20 protein-coding genes are annotated in these 20,704 nt (G+C 64.9%); 11 read left to right on the top strand and 9 right to left on the bottom strand.

The features are described 5' to 3' along the window. Positions 1–21 precede the first annotated feature (21 nt). The 3 genes from ACW177_RS10480 to ACW177_RS10470 are packed head-to-tail and all read left to right on the top strand — an operon-like array spanning position 22 to position 2,725. Positions 22–948: a carbohydrate kinase family protein gene (locus ACW177_RS10480; protein ID WP_492025663.1), complete on the top strand. Its 927-nt coding sequence runs from the start codon at positions 22–24 to the stop codon at positions 946–948. Next, positions 945–1,592, top strand: coding sequence for a class II aldolase/adducin family protein (locus ACW177_RS10475; protein WP_492025662.1), 648 nt, complete (start codon positions 945–947; stop codon positions 1,590–1,592). The genes ACW177_RS10480 and ACW177_RS10475 overlap by 4 nt, the downstream gene beginning before the upstream one ends. Continuing rightward, positions 1,589–2,725, top strand: a complete 1,137-nt coding sequence (locus tag ACW177_RS10470) for an MFS transporter (protein WP_492025661.1) — start codon at positions 1,589–1,591, stop codon at positions 2,723–2,725. The genes ACW177_RS10475 and ACW177_RS10470 overlap by 4 nt, the downstream gene beginning before the upstream one ends. A gap of 96 nt (positions 2,726–2,821) precedes the next feature. On the opposite strand, the gene ACW177_RS10465 is transcribed toward ACW177_RS10470, so the two are convergent. Then, positions 2,822–3,703 (bottom strand): LysR family transcriptional regulator, encoded by an 882-nt coding sequence (locus ACW177_RS10465; RefSeq protein ID WP_492025660.1) that lies wholly within the window; start codon positions 3,701–3,703, stop codon positions 2,822–2,824. An 89-nt stretch (positions 3,704–3,792) separates the two neighbouring features. Between ACW177_RS10465 and ACW177_RS10460 the strand changes: the two genes are divergently transcribed. From ACW177_RS10460 to mmsB, 5 genes are all read left to right on the top strand, one after another. Continuing rightward, positions 3,793–5,295 (top strand): CoA-acylating methylmalonate-semialdehyde dehydrogenase, encoded by a 1,503-nt coding sequence (locus ACW177_RS10460; RefSeq protein WP_492025659.1) that lies wholly within the window; start codon positions 3,793–3,795, stop codon positions 5,293–5,295. Positions 5,296–5,429: 134 nt separating this feature from the next. Continuing rightward, the gene (locus ACW177_RS10455; protein WP_492025658.1) at positions 5,430–6,572 is read left to right on the top strand and encodes an acyl-CoA dehydrogenase family protein; all 1,143 of its coding nucleotides are present in this window, start codon (positions 5,430–5,432) and stop codon (positions 6,570–6,572) included. Beyond that, the gene (locus ACW177_RS10450; RefSeq protein WP_492025657.1) at positions 6,569–6,886 is read left to right on the top strand and encodes a DUF6968 family protein; all 318 of its coding nucleotides are present in this window, start codon (positions 6,569–6,571) and stop codon (positions 6,884–6,886) included. The genes ACW177_RS10455 and ACW177_RS10450 overlap by 4 nt, the downstream gene beginning before the upstream one ends. A gap of 8 nt (positions 6,887–6,894) precedes the next feature. Further along, the gene (locus ACW177_RS10445) at positions 6,895–7,950 is read left to right on the top strand and encodes an enoyl-CoA hydratase/isomerase family protein (RefSeq protein WP_492025656.1); all 1,056 of its coding nucleotides are present in this window, start codon (positions 6,895–6,897) and stop codon (positions 7,948–7,950) included. 27 nt (positions 7,951–7,977) lie between these two features. Continuing rightward, entirely contained in the window at positions 7,978–8,880 is a 903-nt protein-coding gene (mmsB, locus tag ACW177_RS10440; RefSeq protein WP_492025655.1) for a 3-hydroxyisobutyrate dehydrogenase, read from the top strand. A 200-nt stretch (positions 8,881–9,080) separates the two neighbouring features. Here mmsB and ACW177_RS10435 read toward each other — a convergent pair whose 3' ends face one another. The 7 genes from ACW177_RS10435 to ACW177_RS10405 are packed head-to-tail and all read right to left on the bottom strand — an operon-like array spanning position 9,081 to position 14,800. Beyond that, positions 9,081–9,740 (bottom strand): RraA family protein, encoded by a 660-nt coding sequence (locus ACW177_RS10435; protein WP_492025654.1) that lies wholly within the window; start codon positions 9,738–9,740, stop codon positions 9,081–9,083. Then, positions 9,737–10,402 (bottom strand): RraA family protein, encoded by a 666-nt coding sequence (locus tag ACW177_RS10430; protein ID WP_492025653.1) that lies wholly within the window; start codon positions 10,400–10,402, stop codon positions 9,737–9,739. The genes ACW177_RS10435 and ACW177_RS10430 overlap by 4 nt, the downstream gene beginning before the upstream one ends. Beyond that, positions 10,399–11,709: a Rieske 2Fe-2S domain-containing protein gene (locus tag ACW177_RS10425; RefSeq protein ID WP_492025652.1), complete on the bottom strand. Its 1,311-nt coding sequence runs from the start codon at positions 11,707–11,709 to the stop codon at positions 10,399–10,401. The genes ACW177_RS10430 and ACW177_RS10425 overlap by 4 nt, the downstream gene beginning before the upstream one ends. Before the next feature lie 6 nt (positions 11,710–11,715). Beyond that, positions 11,716–12,117 (bottom strand): RidA family protein, encoded by a 402-nt coding sequence (locus ACW177_RS10420; protein ID WP_492025651.1) that lies wholly within the window; start codon positions 12,115–12,117, stop codon positions 11,716–11,718. Between the two features lie 20 nt (positions 12,118–12,137). Beyond that, positions 12,138–13,133 (bottom strand): DODA-type extradiol aromatic ring-opening family dioxygenase, encoded by a 996-nt coding sequence (locus ACW177_RS10415; RefSeq protein WP_492025650.1) that lies wholly within the window; start codon positions 13,131–13,133, stop codon positions 12,138–12,140. Between the two features lies 1 nt (position 13,134). Continuing rightward, positions 13,135–14,142, bottom strand: coding sequence for an amidohydrolase family protein (locus ACW177_RS10410; protein WP_492025649.1), 1,008 nt, complete (start codon positions 14,140–14,142; stop codon positions 13,135–13,137). A 13-nt stretch (positions 14,143–14,155) separates the two neighbouring features. Next, complete coding sequence (locus ACW177_RS10405; protein WP_492025648.1) at positions 14,156–14,800, bottom strand: RraA family protein; 645 nt, start codon at positions 14,798–14,800, stop codon at positions 14,156–14,158. A gap of 420 nt (positions 14,801–15,220) precedes the next feature. Here ACW177_RS10405 and ACW177_RS10400 point away from each other — a divergent pair, with 420 nt between their 5' ends. The 3 genes from ACW177_RS10400 (at position 15,221) to ACW177_RS10390 (ending at position 19,523) form a co-directional block, all read left to right on the top strand. Then, on the top strand, positions 15,221–17,329 hold the full coding sequence (locus ACW177_RS10400; RefSeq protein ID WP_492025647.1) for a TonB-dependent receptor: 2,109 nt from the start codon (positions 15,221–15,223) through the stop codon (positions 17,327–17,329). Positions 17,330–17,448: 119 nt separating this feature from the next. Then, positions 17,449–18,537, top strand: a complete 1,089-nt coding sequence (locus ACW177_RS10395; RefSeq protein ID WP_492025646.1) for an aromatic ring-hydroxylating dioxygenase subunit alpha — start codon at positions 17,449–17,451, stop codon at positions 18,535–18,537. Continuing rightward, complete coding sequence (locus tag ACW177_RS10390) at positions 18,510–19,523, top strand: PDR/VanB family oxidoreductase (RefSeq protein WP_492025645.1); 1,014 nt, start codon at positions 18,510–18,512, stop codon at positions 19,521–19,523. Before ACW177_RS10395 ends, ACW177_RS10390 begins: the two co-directional genes overlap by 28 nt. A 20-nt stretch (positions 19,524–19,543) precedes the next feature. On the opposite strand, the gene ACW177_RS10385 is transcribed toward ACW177_RS10390, so the two are convergent. After that, positions 19,544–20,680, bottom strand: a complete 1,137-nt coding sequence (locus ACW177_RS10385) for an MDR/zinc-dependent alcohol dehydrogenase-like family protein (RefSeq protein WP_492025644.1) — start codon at positions 20,678–20,680, stop codon at positions 19,544–19,546. Positions 20,681–20,704: the final 24 nt, after the last annotated feature.

Here is a 20,704-nt window from a genome sequence, read left to right as displayed (position 1 = left end):
ATGTCGAGCGGCTTGATATGTGTGGGACTGACGACCCTCGATGTGGTGGCTCTGCCCATCGACGCCCTGCCGGCGGACGAGGGGACCATCCTGGTCGAACGGATCGTCGTCGCACCCGCCGGAACGGCGGGAGGGACGGCGTTGATCGCCTCTGTTCTGGGCGTGCAAACACGTCTGGCGTCGGCGGTCGGCGGAGATTTGGCGGGCAGGGTGGTGCGTTTGGGGCTGGAAGAACGGGGCGTCGATCTGTCTCTGTTGGAAACCCTGCCAAACCTGCCGACCTCGACCACGGTGCTGGCCGTGAACTCGCGCGGGGAACGCCCCAATTTTCACGCCATGGGGGCCGGGGTCTTCGCCGGGGTCTCGGCGGCGACGTCCGCTGCTGCGGGCGACACGCGCTTTCTGCATTACGCCGGGGTCGGCGGCCCGCTGCTTGACGGCGGACCGGGGGCGCAACTGTTGGCGTCGGCGCGCGCGAGCGGCGCCGTCGTCACATGCGACCTGATCGCGCCGCAACCGACCGCCATGGAGGAGTTGCGGCTTCTTCTGCCGGCGGTGGACTATTTCCTGCCGAGCGCGACCGAGGCCGTCATGCTGTCAGGCTGTGGGGATCTGGCGGATGCGGCGCGGTTCTTTGTGGACTGCGGGGCGGGCGCCTGCATTATCAAGGCTGGCGCGCGGGGCGCCGTCGCCTGTCTTGACCACGAGATCATCGTCGTGCCGGCCTATGATATCCGTCCGGTGGACACCACCAGCTGCGGCGACGCCTTCTGCGCAGGCTTTATCGCCGGTCTCGACCGAGGTCTCTCTGCGCGGGACGCCTGTCGTTTCGCCAGCGCCACGGCCGCTCTGGTGGCCCAAGGGGCCGGCACGCTGGGCGTTCTGACGACGGCGGACGATGTCACGGCCGCGATGAGCAATCTGTCGCCGAGGGCCGTGAGCGAATGACCCATCCCGATGAGGCGGAACTGAGGGCCGGCATCGTCGCCGTCATGCAGGCGATGGACGCCCGCGGTCTGAACCGCGGAACATCCGGCAATGTCTCGGCGCGGCTGGGCGATGCGATGCTGGTGACGCCCAGCGGCGTGCCGCCCCTGCGCATGACCGCTGACATGATCGTGCGTGTGGACGCCGACGGCTCGGTTGCGGCCGGAGCGCTCAAGCCGTCCAGCGAGTGGCGGATGCACCAGCGGCTGTTGCAGCGGCGGCCGGATGCGTCCGCCGTCGTCCACTGCCATTCACGCCACGCCACCATTCTGGCCTGCGCGGGCACGCCCATACCGCCCCTGCACTATATGGTCGCGGTCGGAGGCGGCGGCTCCATTCCGGTCGCGCCCTACGCCACCTTCGGGTCAGAGGCGCTGGCGGACGCCGTCGTCGAGACCCTGGGCGGGCAGTATGCGGCGCTGATGGCGAACCACGGCCAGGTGGTCGTCGCGCCCGGTCTCGACCTCGCGCTGCTGATCGCGGAAGAGGTGGAGGAGCAGGCGGCCGTCTTCTGGGGAACGGCGGCCCTGGGCGGCGCAAAACTGCTGGATGAAGCGGAGATGGCGCGCATCCTCCAGGCTTTCCGAAAGTATGGCCAACAATGACGCCGCCGGTCGCCAGCACCCAAACCTCCACACGGGCCGCGGCGGCCAGCCTGACGGTCGGCGTTATCGCTCTTTTGATCGCGGGGCTTCAGCCCCTGGTCCTCGGTGGTCTTCTGCGTGAAGGTCGTCTGACTGAGGCGGAGATCGGCCTGACGGCGATGGTCGAGTTGCTGACGCTCGGGCTGACTTGCGGCCTCGCGGCGGCCCGACTGAAGGCCGAACACATTCGTCTTCGTCTGATCCTCGCCGCCCTGGCCCACGCCGGGGTCACCCTGGCCGGCGTCGGCGCGACCGGTTTGTGGATCATCGCTGATCGCGCGGTTGCGGGCGTGTTCGAAGGACTGATGCTGTGGGGTACGATCAATATGATCGTCCGCGCCCACAATCCCGAAAGGGTGGCCGGTGTTTTCGCCACGACGCAGACCCTGGGCCAACTCGTCGCCGCATCAGGCCTGGCGCTGTTCGTTGTGCCTCGGTTCGGCGTCAACGGCGCGCTCGTGGTCCTGACCGGCCTGTCGGTCCTTGCGGCGCTGGTCGCCGGCGTCGGGCAGAGCCGATATGATCGTCTGCCGTCGTCGCCCGGCGGGAAGGGGCCGATCAACGCCGCCGCAGTCGCCGGCCTGGTCTCCATCTTCCTGTTCATGGCCTTCATCGTCGCCACATGGGTCTATCTGGAGCCGCTGGCGGCCCGATCCGGCCTGGCGCCCCAGGCCGCCGGCCTGACCATATCGATCGCCCTGGGCGCTCAGGTGGCGGGCGGGGCGGCCGCAACGGCGCTGGGCGGACGGTGGCGAAGCCTGCCTGTGCTGCTGGGGGTCGTCGTGATCTACGCCGCCGTGCTGCTGGTGCTGGCCAGTCGGCCGTCGCCCCCGGTCTTCATGGCCGCCATGGCCGTGTTCGGGTTCCTCTGGATGTTCGCCCTGCCGATCCAGACCCAGAGGATGATCGAAATCGATCCCACCCGGCGCGCCGCGCTTCAGGTCGGGGCGGCGCAATTGCTGGGCTCGGCCTTCGGCCCGCTTTGTGCGGCGCTGCTCGTTCAAGACGCAGGGTCGGCGCAAGCCCTGATCCTCGGCGGGGGCTTTCTGATCCTCTCTGTCAGCCTCTTGCTCGTCAGTGCGAGAAAGCGCTGACGCGAAGCCCTGGGCGCGCGTCAGACACGCCTCTCCAGCTCGGAAAATCCGGCATGGGGCGCAAAGATCAGGGGGGGGCGCCGTTGGGGCGTGACCTTAAAGACCGTGTGGAGACAGTCTCTCGCGGTTCAGTTCGCAGATCGACTTGATCCAGGCGCGCACGGCCGAAAGCCGCGCCGTCCCATGGACCCCCTGGTGCGTACTCAGCCAAAATCGACGCTCTAGCCGGATATCCGGAAGAACCCGCGTCAGGCCTTGGGCCATGAAACAGGGTAGGACGCCGATGCCGCCTCCGCTCGCGATGATCTCGCGCTGCGCCCGGATCGACGAGGACGCAAGACAGGGGCGCAGTCCGGGCAAAACCTCGTCGAGATAGCGAAGCTCAGGGGCGTAGATCAGGTCGTCCACGTAGCCGATGATCTCGTGGCGCCTCAGATCTTCGGCGACCGCAGGAGGCGAACGGGCCTCCAGATATTCGTGACCGGCGTAGAGGCCGAGTTGGTAGGGCGCTAACGGCTCCACGACGACACGCGGGGTCGGTGGCGCGCTCAGGGTGATGGCCATGTCCACCTCTCTGCGGCTGAGAGAGAGGAAGCCTGAACTGGCGGCCAGTTCGATGTTCAGATGCGGGCGTTGACGTCTTAGGCCCGCCAACTCAGGCGCAATGACCGATGTTCCAAACCCTTCGGCGACGCTGATGCGGACGGTCCCGGCGACAAGGTCCGGTCTGCCGACGGCCGCGCCGCTCTCCATCACCTTCTCAGCGCTGCACGCCGTCTCAAGAAGCTGGGCCCCGGCCGCTGTCAATTCCAGCCCGCTTTTGGTCCTGATGAACAACGTGGACTTCAGGCTGGTTTCAAGACGGGCGATGCGGCGTCCTACGGTCGCTGCGTCGATGCCCAATCGTTTTGACGCGGACGAAAGTGATCCGCTTCTCGCGGCGGCGAGGAAAATACGAAGATCATCCCAGTCGAACATGCAAATTTGCATTCCAGAAGGTGCGTAAACGCAGTTCCCCTCTTGTGCGCGCGGCAGTAGCTCTGGGCAACAGAGAAGCGGACATCACCATGCGCGACATTCACCATTTCATCGACGGCGCGGCTTTCGACGGCGCGTCCGGTCGTTTCGGCGACGTCTTCAATCCCAATACCGGCGAGGTCCAGGCCCGCGTGCAGCTGGCCAGCGTCAGCGAGGTCGATCGGGCGGTCCAGGCGGCGCAGAACGCCTTCGACGGCTGGGCCAGCACCAATCCGCAGCGCCGCGCCCGCGTCATGTTCGACTTCAAACGCCTGGTCGAGGCGCGGATGGACGAGCTGGCCGAGCTGCTGTCCAGCGAGCACGGCAAGGTCATCGCCGACTCGAAAGGCGACATCCAGCGCGGACTGGAGGTGATCGAATTCGCCTGCGGCATCCCCCACGCGCTGAAGGGCGAATACACCCAAGGGGCCGGCCCCGGCATCGACGTCTATTCGATGCGTCAGCCGCTGGGCGTGGTGGCGGGCATCACCCCGTTCAACTTCCCCGGCATGATCCCGATGTGGATGTTCGGCGTGGCCATCGCGGTCGGCAACACCTTCGTGCTGAAGCCGTCCGAGCGGGATCCGTCCCTGCCGGTGCGGCTGGCCGAACTGATGCTGGAGGCCGGGGCGCCCAATGGCGTGCTGAACGTGGTGCACGGCGACAAGACGGCGGTCGACGCCATCCTGACCCACCCGCTGGTCCACGCCGTCAGCTTCGTCGGCTCGTCCGACATCGCCCATTATGTCTATCAGACCGGCGCCGCCAATCATAAGCGGGTCCAGGCCATGGGCGGGGCCAAGAACCACGGCATCGTCCTGCCTGACGCGGACATGGATCAGGTCATCAAGGATCTGGCGGGCGCGGCCTATGGCTCGGCCGGCGAACGCTGCATGGCCCTGCCGGTGGTCGTGCCGGTCGGCAAGAAGACGGCGGACGAACTCCGTGAACGGATGGTCGCCGAAATCCCCTCGCTGCGGGTCGGCGTCTCGACCGACGCCGGCGCTCATTACGGCCCGGTCGTCACGGCCCAGCACCGCGACCGCGTCGCCGGCTGGATCGAGAAGGGGGTGCAGGAAGGCGCCGAACTGGTCGTCGACGGCCGCGACTTCAGCCTGCAAGGACACGAGAAGGGCTATTTCATCGGCCCGTCGCTGTTCGACCATGTGAAGCCCGAGATGTCGTCCTATCAGGAGGAGATCTTTGGTCCGGTGCTTCAGATCGTCCGTGCCGAGACGTTCGAGGAGGCCCTGGCCCTGCCGTCGAACCACCAGTACGGCAACGGCGTCGCCATCTTCACCCAGAACGGCCGCGCCGCGCGGGATTTCGCCGCCCGGGTCAATGTGGGCATGGTCGGCATCAACGTGCCGATCCCGGTGCCGGTCGCCTATCACACCTTCGGCGGCTGGAAGCGGTCGGCCTTTGGCGACATCAACCAGCACGGCATGGAGGGCGTCCGCTTCTGGACCAAGACCAAGACCGTGACGGCGCGGTGGCCCGACAGCGCCCTGGAGCATTCGGACAGTTCGTTCGTCATTCCGACGATGCGCTGACCCAAGACCGTCGCCCTCGGGCTTGACCCGAGGGCCGGATTGTCCGCCGCTAATGCGATGGCGGGGGCGCACAGCGCGTTCCCGCGTCTGATCCTCGGATCAAGTCCGAGGATGACGGAGCAGGTTTAGAGATCATGGACTTCGCCCTTACCGACGACCAGCGCGCCATCCAGGACGCGGCGCGCGCCTTTGCCGAGGCCGAACTGGCTCCGCACTCGGCCCGCTGGGACGAGGAAAAACACTTCCCCGTCGCGGTGATGAAACAGGCGGCCGAGATGGGCTTCTGCGGCATCTATACGGGAGAGGAACACGGCGGCATGGCCCTGGGCCGGGTCGAGGCGGCGCTGATCTTCGAGGAGCTGTCGCGCGGCGATGTGGCGACGGCGGCCTTCATCTCGATCCACAATATGGCGACCTGGATGATCGACCGGTTCGGGTCGGACGATCTGCGCGCCCGGTTTGTACCGGATCTGGTCGGCATGGCGAAGATCGCCAGCTATTGCTTGACGGAGCCGGGATCGGGGTCGGATGCGGCGGCGCTGCGGACGACGGCGGTGCGGGACGGCGACCACTATGTGCTGAACGGCTCCAAAGCCTTTATCTCCGGCGCGGGGACCAGCGATCTCTATGTCGTCATGGTCCGCACGGGCGGCGGCGAGGGGGCGAAGGGCGTCAGCGCCCTTGTGGTCGAGTCCGGGACGCCCGGCCTGTCGTTCGGGGCCCAGGAGAAGAAGATGGGCTGGAACGCCCAGCCGACCGCCATCGTCCAGTTCGACGACTGCCGCGTGCCGGTCGCCAATCTGCTGGGCGAAGAGGGGGCGGGCTTCCGGTACGCCATGGCCGGACTGGACGGCGGGCGGCTGAACATCGCCGCCTGTTCGCTGGGCGGCGCGCGGCTGGCGCTGGAGACGGCGCAGGATTACGTCGCCACCCGCAAACAGTTCGGCCGACCGATCGGGGAGTTCCAGGCGTTGCAGTTCCGCCTGGCCGATATGGCGACCGATCTGGAGGCGGCGCGTCTGATGGTGCTGCGCGGCGCCTGGGCCATCGACACCGATCATCCCGAAAAGACCAAATGGTGCGCCATGGCCAAGCGTCTGGCCACCGACGCCTGTTTCCAGATCGCCGACGAAGCCCTGCAACTGCACGGCGGCTACGGCTATCTGAAGGACTATCCGCTGGAACGGATCATGCGCGACCTGCGGGTCCACCGCATCCTGGAAGGGACGAACGAGATCATGCGGGTGATCATCGCGCGGGAGATGGGGCGGGGATGAGCGAAGTCATCTGTGATCGAGAGTTCGGCTTAAACATCGACGGTGTCGAACGACGTGTCGTTGTCGAATGGATGAAGCCTCACCGACACAAGGGCGACTGGCGTTGCGATTGGGTCATCCATTGGCCCCACCGCCCGGAGCAAGCTCGTTATGCAGTAGGCGTAGACTCCGCCCAAGCCTTGCTCTTGGCTATGAAGAGCGTCTCGAGCGAACTCTATAATGTAGAGCCTGATGTCTTCTGGCATGCTCCTGGAGACAAGCTGGACCTTCCAGTCCTCATGGACGACGTGGAAATCGAGGCGTCTCGCAAATGACATTGCTCATGACCGAACCCGAAATCATCACCCGCATCGAGAACGGCGTCGGCCGGATCACCTTGAACCGGCCCAAGGCCATCCACGCCCTGAACCGGCCGATGTGCGAGGCGATGATCGAGGCTCTGTCGGCCTGGCGCGACGATGCGGCGGTGCAGTCGGTGCTGATCGACCATGCGGGCGAACGGGGCTTCTGCGCCGGGGGCGACATCCGCACGCTCGCCGAGAGTGGGGCGGGGGACGCGTCGGAAGCCAAGGCCTTCTTCCTGGCGGAATACCGGCTGAACCAGCTGATGTTCGACTATCCGAAGGCGATCACGGCCATTGTGGACGGGATCGTCATGGGCGGGGGCGTCGGTATATCGGAGCCGGCGGACATTCGCATCGCTACCGAGCGAACGACCTACGCCATGCCGGAGACGGGCATCGGTCTGTTTCCCGACGTCGGCGGCGGCTGGTTCCTGCCGCGCCTGCCGGGCCAGACCGGCGTCTGGCTGGCGCTTACGGGCGCGCGGCTGAAGGCGGCGGATACGGTGGCGCTGGGGATCCACACCCATTTCGTGCCGGCCATCGACATCGACGGCTTCAAGGCGGCGCTGCTGGCGAACCCGGGGGATCCGCTGGAGGAGGCGAACCGCTGGGTCTGCGCCACCGAGCCGGAAGAGGCGCCGCTGAACCCCCACCGCGAGGCCATCGACCGGCTGTTCGCCTTCGACACGGTCGAGGAGATCTTTGGGGCGTTGGAGGCCGATGGGTCGGACTGGGCGTCGGCGCAGTTGGCGACGTTGAAGACCAAGTCGCCGCAGTCGCTGAAGGTCACGTTGCGCCAGCTGCGGACCGGCGCGACGCTCGCCGGCTTCGCCGAGAACATGGCCATGGAATACGCCCTGGGCGGTCGGGTGGTGCAGACCCACGACTTCCAGGAAGGGGTGCGGGCCGTCATCGTGGACAAGGACAATGCGCCAAAATGGTCGCCGGCGGACCTGTCGGGCGTTACCGACGCAATGCTGGACGCCCTGTTCGCGCCGTTGCCGGACAATGAGAAATGGACGCCGCTGCCCTGACAGCGACGCCGCCAAGGGAGAGAGACCATGACCAAGATCGCCTTCATCGGCCTGGGCAATATGGGCGGCGGCATGGCCGCCAATCAGGCCAAGGCCGGCCATACGGTCGTCGCCTTCGATTTGAGCGCGGCTGCGCTGGAGCGGGCGGTCGCCGCCGGTTGCTCCCCGGCGGCCTCAGTCGCCGAGGCCGTGCGCGACGCCGAGGTGGTGATCACCATGCTGCCCGCCGGCCCCCATGTGCATAAGGTCTATGCCGAGCAGATCATCGGCGCGGCGCCGTCCAGCGCCCTGTTGCTTGACTGTTCGACCATCGACGTGGAGACGGCGCGGAAGGTGGCGGGCCTGGCCAAGGAGGCGGGCTACGCCTTTGCCGACGCGCCGGTGTCGGGCGGGACGGCGGCGGCCGATGCGGGCACCCTGGCCTTCATGGTCGGCTGCGACGAAGGCGATTTCGGCCGCGTCGACATCGCGCTGGAGCCGATGAGCCGGATCACCATCCGCGCCGGGGATCACGGCGCCGGTCAGGCGGCCAAGATCTGCAACAACATGCTGCTGGGCATCTCCATGCTGGGCACGTGCGAGGCCATCGCCCTGGCCGAGAAGCTGGGCCTGGATCCGGAGCGGTTCTTCGAGATCGCGTCCAAATCCTCGGGCCAGTGCTGGAGCGTGACCAGCTATTATCCCTGGCCCGGCCCGGTGCCGACCGCGCCGTCGAACCGCGACTATCAGGGCGGGTTCGCCACGGCCATGATGCTGAAGGATCTGAAGCTGGCCCAGGACGCGGCGGCCAAGTCCGGCGCATCCACCCCCTTGGGCGCGCAGGCCGAGGCCCTGTACGCCTTGCTCGACGGCCTCGGCCACGGCGGGCGCGACTTCTCGGCCATGCTGCAGATGTTGCGGGGGCGGCTGACGGACCTCGGGGCCACATAACCCAAGCGGTTCAGACGACAGGGGAACAGCGCGCCTTTGATCCCAGCGCAAATCCGCGACAGCCGCCCCTGCGTCGGGGGTAATCGCGCGTGAGCGCTGGGTGTGGAGGCGGTCGTGGTCACGGCGCCTACCGGAAACATGGATCAGCTTGTTAGAGCCTTCCATGTTTCCGAGGGCGATACCGGCGGCGACGCCTTCTCTTAGTCGTTGGATCGGGTCTGGAGGGCGTGGTAATTGAGGGCCTTGCGGACCTCATCCAGACGGCCGCCAGCCTTCACGCCGGCGCGGATTCTGTCCTCCACCGCCTCGATCTCTTCGGCGATCCTGAGGACCTCTTCGGCGCGGTCGGCCGGAATGGCGACGACCCCGTCTGCATCACCCGCAAGCCAGTCGCCTGGGGCGACGCGAATTGAAGCGATCTGGACGGGGACATTGTAGGCGTCAGCCGTGACGCGATCCTTGCCGGTTCGCATCGTGTTGGCCCGGGCGAACACCGGGTACCCGAGTTCGACGCAACGATCCGAGTCGCGGCAAACCCCATCGATGACAGTGCCGGCGATCTTCTTTTCCGAGGCGACCCAGGTCAGGATATCGCCCCAGACGGTCGCGTCCATACGCCCGTCATTATCGATGACGACGACCTGTCCAGGCGCGACATCATCAATGTAATCGCCGACAGATCCTTTTGTGAGCCCTACCGGCAACATGCGGATCGTGAAGGCGCGACCGGCGAACCTCATCGTCCGAACCACGGGCATGATGCCCAGGATCTGTCCGTCGATGCCCAATCTGTCCAGGGCATCGGAGAGGGCGGTCGTTCCGGCTCTCTCAAGGCCGGCCTGTAGGTCTTGATCGTTCACAACTTGGCTTCCCGTTTGAGCATGTCTTCGTAGTTGGCGCCGAGGACCTCTTCCAAAGGCGCGCCGGCCTCGATGTCTCTCACCATGAGCTGTTCCTTGGCGAAGACGGCTTCGGCGACTTCGACGATCTCCTCGGCCCTGGCGGCATCGACGAAAACAACTCCGCTGCCGTCGGCCAGCACCAGGTCGCCGGGCTTTACCGCCACGCCGGCGATGGTGATGGGTCCGTTGAACGCGTGTTCCGCCACGCGGCCCCGCGCTGTGACGGGGACCGCAGCCCGGCCGTAGACCGGCAGCCCGAGATCGCGTGCTTCGTCTATATCGCGGAATGCGCCGTCGATGATCACGCCCGCGACGCCCTTGGCCAGGGCGCCGCGAGAGAGCAGCCCACCCCATCCCGAGACGTCGGTCCGTCCGCGATGTTCGACGACGATGATGTCGCCCGGCGCCGACGCCATGATGGCCCCGGCGCCGAGATGGCGTTTGGGAAGGTCCGGTATCGGGGCGCCCAATTTTACGGTCATGACGCGCCCGGCTACGCGCCGGGAAACCGTCATCGGCGCGATCCCGAAAACCGCGCCAGGAAGGCCGAGCTTGTCGAGGGCGTCAGATACGGTGGGGGTGTCGAGGCGGGAGAGTCGATCGATAAGGGGAGAGGTCATGCGCTCTTCTGTTTCGTGAGGGTGTCGCCGAGATCGAAGTCCTCGAACCTGGCGCTGGACAGGCCGATGGCGGCTTCAAAAGCGCGCCTGACCGTCTCGGGTTGGCCGGCTTGAAAGACATAGGTGGTGTGCAGCATCCGCTTCAGCGGATCGGCGAGAATCTCCGCCTTGGTATGGCCCTCGACCACGTCCGTCAGGCCCATGGAGGGTAGAGACACCGACTGATTCAAGGCTGGTTCGCGTATCAGCCCCTTGGGTTCCTCACCGGCGGCGACACGCTCGAGTTCGTCGAAGAACCTTCGGCGAAGCAGCACAATACCCTTGTCGCTCAGGCCGAGGCTCTCGATGGTCCGGTCGGCGATCCGGCCCTGGCCCGCCCAGGCGAGGAAGTCCTGGTTCAGGACGTGACTGGTCAGCCATTCGCCATTTTCGTCGTGAGTGGGGCCGGTCCAGGTCGGGATGCGGTCCTGGGCGTAGGGTTCCTGTTCCTTGGGTACTCTGGTGAACTTCCAGGTGACGCTGAGCATGTTCTCGTCGTCGATGGGGACGCGCCACTCGAAATGCTCTGTCAGGAAGAAGGCGTTGGGCCAAAGGCAGACGCGGCCGATGGTCCAGTTTTCGTGGGCCTCGTCGGTGTCTTCCTTGATCCGCCGGTACACGAAACCGTAGTCGAACTCGTCGAACTCTAACTTGAGGTGGCGGGGCGACCTGGGGCCGTCCTTCCCACGCAGCCTCTGTCCCCAGTTCTCATGCATCCACTCGAAATGGACCGGATCAATCGAGTTCTCTTGGGCCTGGAACCAGTTGCAGGGCACCTCCGAGAGGACGATCTGGACGAAGCCGTTCTCCCAGTTGAAGGGCGCCCAGTCGGGCACGAGCGGCGGATCGCCTTCGCCCATATAGACCCAGAGCATCCCCGCCTTCTGTGCGACAGGGTAGGTGTTGGCCCGCACATTCCCGCGACCGCCGCGACCGCCGCGCGCGACATCCTCATAGGGCTGCTCGACACAGTCTCCGGACGTGTCGAAGCACCAGCCGTGGTAGCTGCAGCGCAGGCCGGAGTCTTCGACCATCCCGTAGGCGAGGTCGGCCCGTCGGTGAGGGCAGTGTCGTTCGATCAGGCCGAACGCCCCCGAAAGATCCTTGAACAGGACGAGGTCTTCGCCGAACAGTCTCACCGGTTTGACGCTCAGAGTTTCGAACTCCGAGATCCCGGCGACGGGATGCCAATAGCGTCGCAGATAGTCGCCCATGGCCGTCCCTGGGCCGATGCGCGTCAGAAGGTCGTTCTTCTCTCTGGAAAGCATGACGGTTCAAGCCTCTGGCTGCGTCGCGGCGGCGCTTTCGAGTGTGTCGATGAAGGCGGTTGCGTCGCACTGGACGAGCATGTTCGCCGGAAGATTGTCGTTGACCAGCGTGTGTCGGGCGGGGCGGGATGCTGGATCGGGGAAGGCTTTCAACCATTCAGCGTTGACGGCTGCCCGGGCTTCGGGAACCTTCACATAGACCGTCACCTTCGCGATCCGATCGAGTCCGCCGCCCGCTGCGATCATGATGCGCTCGAGGTTCCAGAACATCAGTCGGGCCTGATCCTCGACTCCGTCGGGGAGGGCGTTTGTGGCGGGATCCAGGCCATGCACCCCGCCGGTCATCACGAGCGGTCCGACGCGACTGGCGGCGGGGATCGGCTGCGGCCCGTGATTATAGCCGTCCACCTCTATGCTTCGACGCGTGCTCATCGCGCGCCTCCCCACACAGCGAACCCTAGGCCGATGCCCGTGCCTGCCGGCGTGCGTCTGCAGGCTTCGTAATTCTTCCACTTCAGCGGCATGTGCGAGACGGCGCCGGCCGTCATGATCCAGTTGAGGATTTCTGACGAGCCTTCCGCGAGCGAGGGCCGGGTGACGGTTCGCAGGTTCTCGACCGAGTCCCCATCGAGATTGTCGAGCACATAGAGGTCGAGTTCTTCCTCGACAACGAAATGGCTCAGCCCCCCGGACGCGAGGACGACGACCCTGAGATCCTCGGGCGCGCCTTCGATCGCCTGTCGCAATGCGCGCCCGACGTCCAGGCAGCGCGAGGCCGACAGGACATTGGGCGGGTAGTAAGTATTGAGCATGATGGGGACCATCGGGATCTCGCGCCCCTTGAACAGGCGCTCGACCGGGAAGCCGAAGGCGTGGCCAAAGCCGGCCTTCTCCGGATCCGGAACATCCTTGCAGATCGCGAGATCGACATTGCGATCAATCAAGCCCTCGATGAGGTTGAGCGCGAAAGTCGGATGACCGGCGAAATAATGGGTCTCGTCCATGCCGTAGCCTTCGGCCACAGTCTTCATCCAGTCCGGGATCTCATCGTCGAAATTGTGTGTGACGACTTGTTCGCCCCAGAACACCGCGATCGCCGGCGTGTTGCCCGGCGTGTAGAGTTCATTCTGGTCATCGCCGATGATCACGATGACATCGGGAGCCGCGGCTTCGATCTCGTCCGCTATCCGATCCAGGCTCGCCTGACAGCGCGCCGCGATCTCGTGGAAGACTTCGGGCGTCGCCACATCCGCGTAGGGTTCCCCCCGCTCGGCGACCAACTCCGGGTAGGTCACCCGGCGGCCGTCGATGAGGGACAGGCCCTGGTTGGCGAAGTCGGCCTTGGCTCTCTGATGCCAATCCTTGCTCTCGAGGGTCAGGATCGGACTGTGTGACGTGCCGACGCCCAGAACGATCTTGGCCATCTCAGACGTCCAGTCGGCTGAACAGCCGCCGAGCATTGTCCTCGAACAGACCCTTGCGCTGCGCGTCGCTCAAGGAGTCGATGCTTTCGATTACCGGCTTCAGGTCGTCCAGCGGTCGTCCCGTCTTCGGATCGATACCCCCGCCGGAGCCGGGGCGCTCGGTTCCGAAACAGCACCGGTGCGAACCGACGACATCGAACAGGAGTTCGAGCGAGCGCTTGTTATGGACGACGGTGTCGAACCAGAATTTCTGAAGGATCTCGTCGAAGGTGGGGGCGTCCGCGGGGATTTTTCCGGCCGCTCGCTGCATTTCGCGGTGCGAACGCCAACGTCCAACCTGGTAGGGGATCGGCCCCCCGCCGTGGCTGATCATCATCTTGAGCGTCGGAAACTTGTCGAATACGCCGGCCCGATAGATCGACGTGATCGCAAGACCTTCCTCGGCCATGAAGTGTTCGTCGTAGGTCTCGCGGCCGTTGCAGCAGTTGCCGCTGTGGATGTGGATCGGCAAATCCATCTCGCAAACCTTCTGGTACAAAGGATACCAGTAGGGATCGCCCATAGGGGGCGAGGTGTTCAGACCCTCGCCTGGATCGGGGTTGAGAAGAATGCCGACGAACCCCAGGTTCGAGATGCGGTCGAGTTCGTCGAACAACGACTCCACGGGACGCCCGGCCTGCTGAGGAAGCACGCCGACCCCGCGGAAACGGGTCGGATGCAGCTTGACGGTCCGATCCACGATGTCGTTCTGGTCCATCGCCCAATCGACGATGTCCTGCCATCGCGCCTTGCCGTTCAGCATCAGGAATGGACGAGGAGACAGCAGCTGGAGATCGGTGCCGACCGCATCCATCATCGCGACATTCTCGTCGGCGTATTTCTTCAGATCCGCATCCGAGACCTTAGCTCGGTAGGATTCGCCGTACTGTCCGTTGGAGACAATCAGGTTGCTGCGGTGGGCGTAAAGGGAGGGCGGAGCCCAAAGGTGGGCGTGGGCGTCAATGATCATGTCGGCTCCAGGGTCAGAATTTGTAGACGTCGAGAGTCAGGGCGCCGCCTTTGAGCTTCTCGATGATGGCGACTTCATCGGCGTCGCGTTTTTCGGACGCTGGGACAGCCAGCGCCGCCTGTTCGGGCGTGAGAACCACGAGGCCATCAGCATCGCCAAAAACGAGGTCGCCTCGTCGAACCACGACGTCGCCGATACGGACGGCCTCGCCGACGGCGCCGTCGCCCTTGGCGTTCTTGGCGGTGCCGCGAATGGTGATGCGTGTCGTGAACGTCGGCAGCCCCATCTCGATGAGACGCAGGGTGTCCCGCACACCGCCGGTGATGACGAGACCGGCGACGCCGCGCACCTGCGCCGCAGTGGCCATGATCTCACCCCAGTAGCCGTAGTCCGCTCCTGCAGGTCCGGTCTCGACGACCAGCACGTCGCCGGCCTGGGCCTGGGCCAGGGCGTGGTGGATCCACAGGTTATCGCCTGCAGGGCAACGCACCGGAAGAGCGCGGCCGGTCATCCGCATGAGCGGCGCGATCGGGCGGATCTCGCTCGGCAGCGCCCCTAGACGTCCAGCGGCCTCATGAAGTGTTGCGGCGGATAGATTGGCGGCCCGCGCCAAAATGGCGTCGGAAAGCGGATCGCTCGAAGCGATGCTGTCAGTCATCCCGTTTCACTCCCGATGGGCAGTTGCGCCTCTTCGCTGGACACACTTCATCGCCGACCGGATCAATTGTCAATCCAAGTGGTCAGTTTAATGCGTCTTTAATTGGAATTTCGGTCAGAGTTGACTTGGCGTAGCGCAGGTCGTCGAGTGAGGCATGGAATCCACACCGCGAACCCCCATTCGCAAAATGACGCCAAGTATCTTGTCCATCTGGAATAAGAACGTAACGTGATACTGTCCTAACGGGCGACTTATAAAAAAATAAACGACGATATAGGGAATAGGAAAATGGTTCATCGCCTTCGCTGGCGCGCTGCTTCTGCGTGCCTGCTCGCCTCTACCGCGTTGTGTTCGCCAGCGTTGGCGCAGCAATCCAGTCCAACAACCGCCGACCATGCGTCCCAGCTCGACGAAATTGTCGTGACCGCGCGCAAGCAAGGCGAAGCGCTTCTTGAAGCGCCAGCCACCATCACCGTCGTCAGCAGTGAGGTGCTGCAGAACGCCAACATCACCCAGGCCAGCGAACTCAGCGGCATCGTGCCCGGCCTGAACCAGGCCCCCGGGGTCGGCGGGTCGCCGGCGACCACGCTGCGGGGACTGGGCTCGAACTCCTCGAATTTCGGCATCGAGACGTCGGTGGCGATGTTCCAGGACGGCATCTACCTCGGTCGTCCAAGGGACTATGTCGCGCCCTTGTACGACATCAGCCAACTGGAGCTCATCAAGGGCACCCAGGCCACCTTGCTGGGAAAAAACTCCTCCTTGGGTGCGATTAGCGTCGTCAATCGTCGTCCCGGCGGCGACTTTGGTTATGACCTCAACCTGACCCACAGTCCCGAGATCGGCGGGACCAAGGCCGAGGGCGCCGTTGACTTGCCCCTGTCTGAGCGTCTGCACGCCCGCTTCGCCTTCCTCGCGGCGGACGAGGACGGTTTCATGCGCAACGACTTCCTGGAGAGTGACGAACAGTCCTTGCGCGACCTAAGCGGCCGACTTTCGCTGGCCTGGCAACCGAACGACTCCGTCGATGTGGTCTTCGTCTGGCAGCATGATGATCGTCAGGCCGATGGACAGAACCTCGAGGCGATTCTCGATCCGGCCGGCACCCTGACGGCGCGTGCGGCCGCGATCGGCCAGACGGACTTCGACACTCAGGCAAACCGGGTCAGCTATTCCGGAAACCAAGCCGTCGGGACGGGCGCCGTGGAGTTTCCCCTTCCGTTCGACGAGCAGACGACCGACCGGGTCAATCTGATCGCCACGTTCGACCTTGGGGCCTACACCCTGACCTCACAGACCGCCTATGTGAATTGGCAGTCGGATCGGGCGAACGATCTCGATTTCACGCGGGCGTCACTGTTGGCCTTGATCGACGACGAGGCCACCAAACAGTTCACCCAGGAGGTGCGGATCGCGTCGCCCGTGGGGCTTCGATACAGCTTCCTGGCAGGCGCCTTCTTCTATCACAACGAATGGGACCTCTATCGCCAGCTCATCGGCCAGTCCGGCGGCGGCGTGTTCCCGCTGTCGGGCCGCTACGACAACTTCCTGTCGATCGACACCGACAGCGTGTCGGTTTTCGGATCCTACAACTACGACATCACGGATCGTCTGTCTGCCTCGGTGGGATTGCGGTACACTCACGAGGAGAAGGAGGCGACCTACACGCGGACCTCATCCGGCGCGATAGGGGTAGGCTTCCCCGCGATCCCGACGACGACTCTGCCCGTACAGAAGTCGGACGAGGTCGATGGTGATGTCGGTCTGAAGTTCCAAGCGACCGACGGCCTGATGATCTACGGAAGCTTCTCGCGCGGCAGCAAGAGCGGCGGCTTCCTGGATACGCCACTCACCACTGCCGCCGCACCCTATGACGGTGAAGTCGCCTACACCACGGAGATCGGGGCCAAACTGGACCTCGGAGCCAAGGGTTTCGCCACCTTCGCCCTGTTCAACACGGACATTAAGGACTTCCAGACCAACTATACGGCCTTCATCAACGGCCTCGCGCAGGGCGTCATCGGCAATGGTGATGTTCGATCGCGCGGGTTCGAGGCGGGCGGCTCCTACCGGATTTCCGACGCCGTCACCCTGGGGGCGAGCGTCGTCTTCGCCGAGTCGGAGTTCACCGAGAACTTCCCCACGACCGCACCATATATCGCCACCGAGGGGATGCCCTTGCCGCGGGCGCCCAAGTGGTCGGGTAAGCTGGAGGCCGCGCTGGATCAGCCGTTGAGCGACAATCTTCGCCTGGTCGGCAACGCCTCGGTCCGAATGGCGTCGTCGACGGATCTCCAGTTCCGGTCTTCTCAGCCGCTCGCGCCTCGATCCGACGCCTACCAGATCGTCGACGCCACGATCGGCATCGCTGCGGCGGATGACGCCTGGCGTGTCGCCCTGGTCGGCACCAACCTGACGGACGAGACCTACAACGTCTTCGCCACCAGCATTTCGTCAGGGGGCGGGTCCTACTACGGAACGGTCAATCGGCAACGAGTCATCGGAATACAATTGACGCTGAAGCACTAGCAGGGACGACCCAGGTCGCCAGCATCATGGCGGCCTGGGTTTGATCCTCCATCGGCCGACACCAGGGATGACTGATCGCCTGGTGAAACCGATGCCCGTATCGCTCCATGGAGAGTTCAATGGTGACCGTGATTGATCGTAGCCAGGGCCGCAGGCCGGATTATCCGCTCAATGCCTGGTATGTCTGCGCCTTCTCGCGCGAGCTTGAACACCGTCTGCTGGCTCGACGTGTCTGCAACCGACCGCTCGCGCTCTACCGCACCGAGGCCGGTGCGGCTGTCGCCTTGGAAGACGCCTGCTGGCACCGGCTCGTTCCTTTGACAATGGGGCGGCTGGCCGGTGACGAGGTGGTCTGCGGTTATCATGGGCTGCGCTTCAACTCGGATGGCCGTTGCACTCACATGCCCTCCCAGGAGACGCTCAACCCGGCCGCCGCCGTCAAAACCTATCCCGTGGAGGAGCGACACGGGTTCGTCTGGGTTTGGCCAGGAGATCCGGCGATGGCCGATCCGGCCCTGATCGCTGACCTGCACTGGAACGACGATCCGGAGTGGGTCGGCGACGGTCGGCTGATCGAAGTCGCTTGTGACTACAGGCTCGTGATCGACAACCTTATGGATCTGACCCACGAAACCTACGTCCACAGCACCAGCATCGGGCAGGAGGCGGTCGCCGAGGCGCCGTTCGTCACCTTCCACGGCGACCGTATTGCTCAGGTCAAGCGCTGGATGATCGATCTGGAAGAGGCTCCGCCGGCTTGGGCCGCCCAGATGCGGGCGAAGTTTGGACGCTCGGGGCGCGTTGATCGCTGGCAGATCATCCGGTTTGAAGCCCCATCGACCATCACCATCGACGTCGGTGTCGCCGACGCCGCGACGGGCGCGATGGAGGGGGACAGAACCCACGGCGTGAACGGCTATATCCTCAACACCATCACCCCGTCGGCCCAGGGGAAGTGCCTCTATTTCTGGTCCACCGTGCGGAACTACAATCTCGATGACACGGTCCTGACGGATCGCACGCGCGACGCGGTCGCCGGCGTATTCCAGGAAGACGAACTCGTGCTTGAAGCCCAGCAGCGGGCGCTGGATGAGAACCCAGGGCGGCGTCTCAACAACCTAAATATCGATTCCGGAGGGGTGTGGGCGCGCAAGCTGATCGACCGCATGATTGAGGCCGAATGCTTCGATCGGCAGGCCGCCGCATGAGCAAGGTCTGGATCGCCGCTCGCGTCACCGCCATTGACGTCATCGCCGAAGATGTCCGGCTGATCACCATCCGGCCCGAGCGGGACGGCGCTGTGGGGCGGAACTGGTCGCCCGGCGCGCACATCGACGTCGATCTTCCCATCGGCGTGCCGGATACGGTCAGGAGCTATTCTCTCATCGGTCGCGGCCCTGTCGCCGGCGGCTGGCGGATCGCCGTGAAAAGGCTTGATCACAGCCGCGGCGGGTCGCGGTACATGCACGCTCTCAAGCCGGGCGACCCGATCACGGTCAGCGAACCCGCGAGCCATTTCGACCTCCGCCAGGGACGCAGCGATTATCTGCTCATCGCGGGCGGCATCGGCGTGACGCCGCTGGTGGGCATGGCCGAGATCCTCGCGGACGTCGGCGCTTCGGTTCGAATGATCTACGCCGCCCGCAGCCAGGCGCATATGGCGTTCACGGATCATCTGTCCAAAATTCTCGGTCAACGGCTGCAGCTCTTCGCCGGCGACCAGGGGCAGCGTCTCGACATCGACGCCGAACTCGGGGCGCTTCATCCCGACGGCGAGGCCTATATTTGCGGGCCGGTCCCCTTGATGGAAGCGGTCCAGGCGGCCTGGAAGGCTGCCGGCCGACCAGCAGATCGTCTTCGTCGGGAAACCTTCGGTTCCAGTGGGCGTCGACCGGCGGAGCCGTTCGATGTCGTGGTGCGCGATCATGGCCGTCGGATCACCGTCTCCGCCGACGAGTCTCTTTTGGACGCGCTCGTCGCCGCCGGCGTCGATGTGGCGAGCGACTGCCGACGTGGAGAGTGCGGCCTCTGCACGGTTCGGGTGTTGGAGGTCGAAGGCGCACTCGATCACCGGGACGTCTTTCTCAGCGAGCACCAAAAGACGACCGGCGGCGAGATCTGCGCCTGTGTCTCTCGCGGGATCGGCCTGATGACGATCGACACGGGCTACAGGTCAGAGTTGGACGCCTTGTGACGGTTTGACCTGGCCGACCTTCAGGACCCGGCCAGGTCGATCAGGAGCTTTTCTCCCGTCGCACGACGAGCCGCCCGTGCGAGCAGGTCCGGATCGAGAAGCGCATCAAGCGTGACTTCTGCGGCGTACTGACTGGCGAAGATCGTCGTCAGGTTTTGGGCGACCCGCGCCTTCAGATCGGTCAGACGGTCATGGTCCAGGGAAAGGACGTGGGTGTTGAGAAGCCAGCCGCCGAGGCCCCAGGCCATGCCGAACGTACGGGCGATCTGTGTGGGGCCGGTGTCCAGGCTGCCATAGATGTAGACCTGTTTGAACGTCGACGAACCATAGCGGCTGTAGGATGAGGAGGCTCGCGTTGCTGCGGCCTCCATGGCGGCGAAAATTTGGCCGGCCATGGAACCGCCGCCGATCGCGTCGAACGCCAGGGTCGCGCCAGTGGTGGCGATGGCGTCGGTCAGATCGGCGAGGAAGTCGTCGGACGTGCTGTCGCAGACATGCTTCGCTCCCATATTACGCAGAAGGGCGGCCTGCTGGTCGTTTCGCACGATGTTCACCAGGGGGACTTCGTCAGCCTGGCAGAGCCGGTTCAACATCTGGCCAAGGTTCGACGCCGCCGCCGTATGCACGAGGGCCGAGTGCCCTTGTGCGCGCATCGTCTCGATCATCCCGAGCGCCGTCAGGGGGTTGACGAAAGCCGACGCGCCCTGGGCGGGCGTCGCTGCATCCGGGAGCAACAGGCACTGATCCGCTTCGATCACGCGATATTGGGCATACATTTCGCCGCCGAACATCGCGACCTTGCGACCGATCCATTTGGTCGCGTCCAGGCCCGCCGCGACGACGACCCCGGCCGCCTCATTGCCCACCGCCATGGGGCGATCAAGTCGAGCGGCCACTGAAGCCAGTCGGGCAGGGGGCACAGCCCCCTTCACCACAGGACCCGTCGGCGTATTGACCCGCTTCAGTGTGGCGGGGTCCGTCGGACCCAGCAGCATACCCAGATCCGATGGATTCAGGGGGGCGGCCAGCAGGCGGACCAGAACCGCGTTCGGGGCCAAAGTTCCGATCGGCTGCCGGACGAGCCGCAGCTCGAGTTGGCCGTCGCTGCCGATCACGGACCGGAGAGCGGCGAAATCGGTTGGGATCTCTGGGGGCATCGCGAGTCTCCTAAAGGTGTGGGA

Source organism: Brevundimonas sp. AVps23W, assembly GCF_058681395.1.
Note: the sequence above shows the minus strand (reverse complement) of the source record. Positions and strands in the feature narration are given on the sequence as shown.

Excerpts from the sequence above, each read along its gene's own strand:
- ACW177_RS10430 (WP_492025653.1), bottom strand. The coding sequence starts at position 10,402 with ATGACCTCTCCCCTTATCGATCGACTCTCCCGCCTCGACACCCCCACC.
- ACW177_RS10455 (WP_492025658.1), top strand. The coding sequence starts at position 5,430 with ATGGACTTCGCCCTTACCGACGACCAGCGCGCCATCCAGGACGCGGCG.
- ACW177_RS10395 (WP_492025646.1), top strand. The coding sequence starts at position 17,449 with ATGGTGACCGTGATTGATCGTAGCCAGGGCCGCAGGCCGGATTATCCG.
- ACW177_RS10465 (WP_492025660.1), bottom strand. The coding sequence starts at position 3,703 with ATGTTCGACTGGGATGATCTTCGTATTTTCCTCGCCGCCGCGAGAAGC.
- ACW177_RS10385 (WP_492025644.1), bottom strand. The coding sequence starts at position 20,680 with ATGCCCCCAGAGATCCCAACCGATTTCGCCGCTCTCCGGTCCGTGATC.
- ACW177_RS10425 (WP_492025652.1), bottom strand. The coding sequence starts at position 11,709 with ATGCTTTCCAGAGAGAAGAACGACCTTCTGACGCGCATCGGCCCAGGG.
- ACW177_RS10405 (WP_492025648.1), bottom strand. The coding sequence starts at position 14,800 with ATGACTGACAGCATCGCTTCGAGCGATCCGCTTTCCGACGCCATTTTG.
- ACW177_RS10470 (WP_492025661.1), top strand. The coding sequence starts at position 1,589 with ATGACGCCGCCGGTCGCCAGCACCCAAACCTCCACACGGGCCGCGGCG.
- mmsB (WP_492025655.1), top strand. The coding sequence starts at position 7,978 with ATGACCAAGATCGCCTTCATCGGCCTGGGCAATATGGGCGGCGGCATG.
- ACW177_RS10450 (WP_492025657.1), top strand. The coding sequence starts at position 6,569 with ATGAGCGAAGTCATCTGTGATCGAGAGTTCGGCTTAAACATCGACGGT.
- ACW177_RS10415 (WP_492025650.1), bottom strand. The coding sequence starts at position 13,133 with ATGGCCAAGATCGTTCTGGGCGTCGGCACGTCACACAGTCCGATCCTG.
- ACW177_RS10460 (WP_492025659.1), top strand. The coding sequence starts at position 3,793 with ATGCGCGACATTCACCATTTCATCGACGGCGCGGCTTTCGACGGCGCG.
- ACW177_RS10410 (WP_492025649.1), bottom strand. The coding sequence starts at position 14,142 with ATGATCATTGACGCCCACGCCCACCTTTGGGCTCCGCCCTCCCTTTAC.
- ACW177_RS10390 (WP_492025645.1), top strand. The coding sequence starts at position 18,510 with ATGCTTCGATCGGCAGGCCGCCGCATGAGCAAGGTCTGGATCGCCGCT.
- ACW177_RS10445 (WP_492025656.1), top strand. The coding sequence starts at position 6,895 with ATGACCGAACCCGAAATCATCACCCGCATCGAGAACGGCGTCGGCCGG.
- ACW177_RS10475 (WP_492025662.1), top strand. The coding sequence starts at position 945 with ATGACCCATCCCGATGAGGCGGAACTGAGGGCCGGCATCGTCGCCGTC.